Here is a 4,814-nt window from a genome sequence, read left to right on the forward strand (position 1 = left end):
CGCCAGTATGAGGTGGAGCACATCGCCAGAATTGATGAAGTGCAGGATGAACTGTTTGCCATCACGCGGGGCCGGAAACTGGCCCATGAGGGCGTCCGGGCAATTTGCATGGACCCTGTCAACTTCAGTGCGCTGGGTACAGATCTGGAAACTTGATGCATCGATTATTTCGATGCCAAAAGACCAAAAAAGCTTATTTTCTCGAAGTAGAATTCGGAGGACCATAGGAAGCGTGAAGTGGCAACTCGGAGGAAGCAGCCATGAAAACGATTCACAAATTCCGCGTTGAGGCCGCAAAAGAGCCGACAACCCTGAACCTGAAAGAGGGCTACCGGGTCGTGCGCTGCGAATACATCGTCCCGCACAAGGCCGTGTACCTCTGGGTGGAACAGCCGCTGAATGTTGGCACACCGACAGTCGAGCGTCAGTTCCGGGTGGCCCTTTCCGGTGAGCCGGTACCGGATCGCTTCGACTATCTCGGTACCGCATTGGATCCGTTCGGACCGGAGGCTTACCACGTGTTTGCCTTGCCGGCCGGGGAAAACGATTTCCGCTATAGGCCCGCGGGCGATGGCGCGAGCAACGAGCTCTTCAGCAGCGTCGGTTGGCAGTCCTCAGCAATGTCATCCTGATGCGCACTCTCTTGGCCCTTCGGGGCCTTTTTTCTTTCTACCGCGTTGGCAGGGGAAGGTGGCCGGTCTTCACCCAGATAACGGTTTCCTGCTCCACGAAGGGGTGATGCTGGCTCATGTGCGGGCTGCGAATCCAGGTGCCGGCAGGATAGCGCCCATGTTCATCGCAGAACTCGCCGGAGAGCACATAGATTTCCTCGCCGCCAAAGTGCCGGTGGGGCTGGAATGCTTCATTGGCCGGCCATTTCACCAGTGCCACATGCTCGTGCTCAAAATCGTGAAGGGGCATTACCTGAAGCCCGCCAATGCCCGGTAACCACTCAGCCGTGCGGGTGTCCACCCGGACAGTTTCCGTGTCCCTCTCGTCAAACTGGTGCAGCTTGACCAGCAGGGTACATCCTTCCTTGCTGAAGGGAGCATGTCCGCTGCCGGGCGGGTTGCGAAGATAGGTGCCGGCCGGATAGTCGCCGGTCTCGTCGGAGAAGACGCCTTCGAGTACCAGGATTTCCTCTCCCAGCGGGTGTTCGTGGCGCTTGAACGATGCTCCAGGCTCATAGCGAACCACACTGGTTGCGTGACCCCGTTCAGCTTCTTCGCGGGCCAGTGGCTTCCGCAAGACACCGCCGGCAGGGCTGGGCACCCAGTCCATCTCCGCGGTACGGATCACCACCTTTTCACTGAAATCCATATTGAGCATGACAAACCTCTGATTACTGGAGTGCCGGGAATATGCCAGCGAATGGGCGCTGGATGACCACATCAGGCCCTTTACTTGATGAGCGCCTGGATATCCCGGAATCGTGGGTGCCGGCAATCGCGCATCCACTCGAAAGCAACCATTTCCAGGGTAACAATCCGGGCTCCGCTCTCGTTCAGCCGGTCCAGGGCGACATCCCGGTCAAAATCGTTTCTCGATCCGGTGGCATCCGCCACCACCCACACTTTGTAGCCCGCATCCAGGAGGCTCAGTGCGGTCTGCATCATACAGACATGGGTCTCACAGCCACCAATGACAATATGCTGGCGCCCTTCGGGCAGCTGGTCAATCAGGCCATCCGGGCAGGCATCAAAATGGGTCTTGTCGAGAAGCGAGTTACACAGTTCTCGCACCGATTCGATATTGGGGCCGAGTTTGTCCGGCAGCTGCTCGGTGCCGAGCACAGGAACCTCAAGGAGCCCCGCAATCGTCGCAAGCGTCGTACACCGGTCCGCGACTTCCTCGCCGAAGCTGATCGCGGGCATCAGCTTTTCCTGGACATCGATCAGGATCAGGACTGATTGGTCTGCTTTCATCAGCATTGTTATTCTCCTTGTTCTGAGAGGGCAGTTTCGTAAGAGGAGTTCCCCATGGCGCGATGGCTGGTGATCGCGGGCCTTATTCTTGTTCTGCTTGGAGCCATACTACATTTCGCCCCGGGCCTGCTGAACTGGTTCGGCAAATTACCGGGGGATATTAACATCCGATCGGAAAACAGTCGGGTGTTTATACCGATTACCTCGATGATTATCATCAGCGTTCTGTTAACGATAGTTCTGAACTTGTTCAACCGTTAACCGGAATTCGGGCCAATATGAAATTTTTTCGGCGATTTCCGGATAGGGTGTTGCCAAGGGCCTGGAAAACCATTAAAGTTTGCGCCCTCAAATGAGCGGCAACACCGCTGATTTGAAACAGTTTATTGGAGAGGTGGCCGAGTGGCTGAAGGCGCACGCCTGGAAAGTGTGTATACGTTAATAGCGTATCGAGGGTTCGAATCCCTCCCTCTCCGCCAATACAAAACCCCAGCATCGCTGGGGTTTTTTATTGGCGGATTGGAAAGGTAAGAAGAACCCTCGCGGGTTCGGGCGGTGACCGTCCAGGGCTTGGCCAGAGGCCAAGCCCGTTCGCCGGGGCACGAGCTTTGCTCGTGCCGGGAACCCGGCTCACCCCTCTCCGCCAATACAAAACTCCGTCAGAAATGGCGGAGTTTTGTAAGCGTCCGGTAATCCCATCTTGAGCCTGGCGCTGCCGCCGGTTCTCCCGGGAATTCAAAGCCGAGATTGTCGCCCAATGCCTAGAACCCGGAGCATCCGTTTCCCGGATCTCCCTAGATAACAGCCTCAACGCCAACATGGTCCGGCGCTGGAGGAGCGAGGCGCGGCGAGGGCCGAAAACGCCGGGATTTGTGCCGGTTAATCTGCCAGCGGCATCCTCTGCACCGGGCAACCAATCAGTCTCGGATGAGAGTAGCACTATCCACATTGAGATTCCCCACGCCGGTGGTTCAGTTGTGGTGGAGTGGCCGGCGGAGCAGGCCCATCAATGTGCTGCCTTGCTTCGGGACCTGTTGGGATGATCCGCATTGATGAGATCTGGCTGGCCACCGAGCCGCTGGATATGCGGGCCGGGCCCGACAAGGCCCTGGCAGCGCCTTGGGGCTGAAGGCGTCATCGCCATCCTGTAACCACAAGTGCCCTAATGCCGCTATAGCCAGAACCGAGAATCGCTTGCCGCACAGGGACTTGGCATACTAGGCGGCATGACTCAGCGCCCCGACATCAACCAACTCTCTGCCGATCAGCTCCGAGCCCTGGCGACGGAACCGATGGACTCTCTGGACGCCAAGGATCAAGCCCTGGGCAAGAAGGATCGTGAGTTGGTGCGCAGCAACGCCATCATCGAGAAGCTGACTCACGAAGTAGCCATCCTCAAGTGTCACAAGTACGCCCGGCGCAGTGAACAACTCAATGCGGTTCAGGGAAAGCTGCTGGATGAGCTGATCGACAGCGACCTGGCCGCCATCGAAGCCGAGCTGGACCAGGCGATGACCGAGGAAGAGAAAGCCACTCGGCCAAAGCAAAAGCCCAAGCGCACCCCACTTCCACCGGAACTGCCCCGCACCCTGATCCACCACGAACCGGACAACACCCGGTGCCAGTGTGGCTGCCAGCTCAAGCGTATTGGTAAAGACATCAGCGAGAAGCTCGACTACGTACCGGGCGAGTTCACCGTGGAGCGTCATATCCGGGGAAAGTGGGCCTGGAAATCCCTCGCTCTACTCTGGCCGAATGGGTCGGTGCCTGTGGTGTGCAGCTGCAACCCCTGGCGGATGCGATGAGGAACACCTTGCTGGAACACAACGTTCTGCATGCCGATGAAACCCCAGTCAGCATGCTGGCCCCGGGCAAGAAGAAAACCCATAAGGCCTACGTCTGGGCCTACTGCACCACACCGTTCTCGGACCTGAAAGCCACCGTTTATGACTTCGCGCCCAGCCGAGCGGGTGAACACGCCCGCACCTTCCTGGGTGACTGGCAGGGCAAACTGGTTTGTGACGATTATGCTGGTTACAAAGCCGGGTTCGGTAACGGTATTACCGAGATCGGCTGTATGGCCCACGCCCGGCGCAAGTTCTACGACCTGCACGAAGCCAACAAGAGCGAACTGGCCGCCAAGGCCCTGGAATACATCGGCGGACTTTACGAGATCGAACGGGACACCAAAGACCTGCCGCCGGATAAGCGCCGGGAAATCCGACAAACCAGAGCCAAACCACTTGCTGACGCACTTCATCAATGGATGCTGGCGCATCGCCAGAACGTACCGGATGGCTCCGGCACAGCCAAAGCGTTGGATTACAGCCTCAAACGGTGGGCAGCGCTGACTCGCTACCTGGATGATGGTGCTGTGCCCATCGACAACAACTGGGTGGAAAACCAGATCCGGCCCTGGGCGTTGGGCCGTTCCAACTGGCTGTTCGCGGGATCACTACGCAGTGGCCAACGTGCTGCGGTTGTGATGACACTGATCCAATCCGCGAAGCTGAATGGGCATGATCCTTATGCCTACCTGAAGAATGTGCTGACTCGCCTGCCGATGCAGAAGAATAACTCCATCGCTGAACTGTTGCCCCAAAACTGGAAGCTTGCCGCAGCTAAAAAAGAACTCAAATGATCATTCACCTAGTGTCCCGTCTGGTTAATTCGCTGACCTACTGCGTGGCGCTGGGGGCCCTGGCCAAGGCGCCAGTACGCAGGTGTGGTGGTTCCACATCAAGTGCTGGCAACACCGGTCAGGGGCCCCAGCGCCGCGCCCTTCGGGAGCCACTGAGAGCCTTGATAGCTGCGTTGCGCTGACTCGATTTGGAACCACCAAACCTTCGCCATCGCGCCTTGCTCTCAAGGCTCTCAGTGGCTCAGTAG

The 4,814-nt window shown here is 58.0% G+C and carries 5 protein-coding genes, 1 tRNA gene and 2 pseudogenes; 6 read left to right on the forward strand and 2 right to left on the reverse strand.

All coding sequences use genetic code 11. The features are described from left to right. Positions 1-260 precede the first annotated feature (260 nt). Positions 261-632: a hypothetical protein gene (locus tag R6W86_RS14210; protein WP_410330019.1), complete on the forward strand. Its 372-nt coding sequence runs from the start codon at positions 261-263 to the stop codon at positions 630-632. A 37-nt stretch (positions 633-669) separates the two neighbouring features. On the opposite strand, the gene R6W86_RS14215 is transcribed toward R6W86_RS14210, so the two are convergent. After that, a complete protein-coding gene (locus R6W86_RS14215; RefSeq protein ID WP_410330020.1) occupies positions 670-1,329 on the reverse strand; it encodes a cupin domain-containing protein in 660 nt (219 codons plus the stop codon). Between the two features lie 71 nt (positions 1,330-1,400). Beyond that, on the reverse strand, positions 1,401-1,931 hold the full coding sequence (locus R6W86_RS14220; RefSeq protein WP_410330021.1) for an isochorismatase family protein: 531 nt from the start codon (positions 1,929-1,931) through the stop codon (positions 1,401-1,403). A gap of 48 nt (positions 1,932-1,979) precedes the next feature. Here R6W86_RS14220 and R6W86_RS14225 point away from each other — a divergent pair, with 48 nt between their 5' ends. The 5 genes and pseudogenes from R6W86_RS14225 to R6W86_RS14245 all read left to right on the forward strand — a co-directional run bounded on the left by R6W86_RS14225 (position 1,980) and on the right by R6W86_RS14245 (position 4,748). Then, positions 1,980-2,186, forward strand: a complete 207-nt coding sequence (locus R6W86_RS14225; RefSeq protein ID WP_410330022.1) for a DUF2905 domain-containing protein — start codon at positions 1,980-1,982, stop codon at positions 2,184-2,186. Between the two features lie 127 nt (positions 2,187-2,313). Then, positions 2,314-2,404 (forward strand) — tRNA-Ser (locus R6W86_RS14230). A 249-nt stretch (positions 2,405-2,653) separates the two neighbouring features. Beyond that, a pseudogene (gene tnpA / locus R6W86_RS14235) lies at positions 2,654-2,968 on the forward strand (IS66-like element accessory protein TnpA); the annotation flags it as partial. 183 nt (positions 2,969-3,151) lie between these two features. Then, a pseudogene (tnpC, locus tag R6W86_RS14240) lies at positions 3,152-4,566 on the forward strand (IS66 family transposase). Next, positions 4,563-4,748, forward strand: coding sequence for a hypothetical protein (locus R6W86_RS14245; protein ID WP_410330023.1), 186 nt, complete (start codon positions 4,563-4,565; stop codon positions 4,746-4,748). The pseudogene tnpC and the gene R6W86_RS14245 overlap by 4 nt, the downstream one beginning before the upstream one ends. The last annotated feature ends 66 nt before the right edge of the window (positions 4,749-4,814 follow it).

This window comes from Marinobacter sp. (assembly GCF_046484525.1).
GTDB lineage: Bacteria > Pseudomonadota > Gammaproteobacteria > Pseudomonadales > Oleiphilaceae > Marinobacter.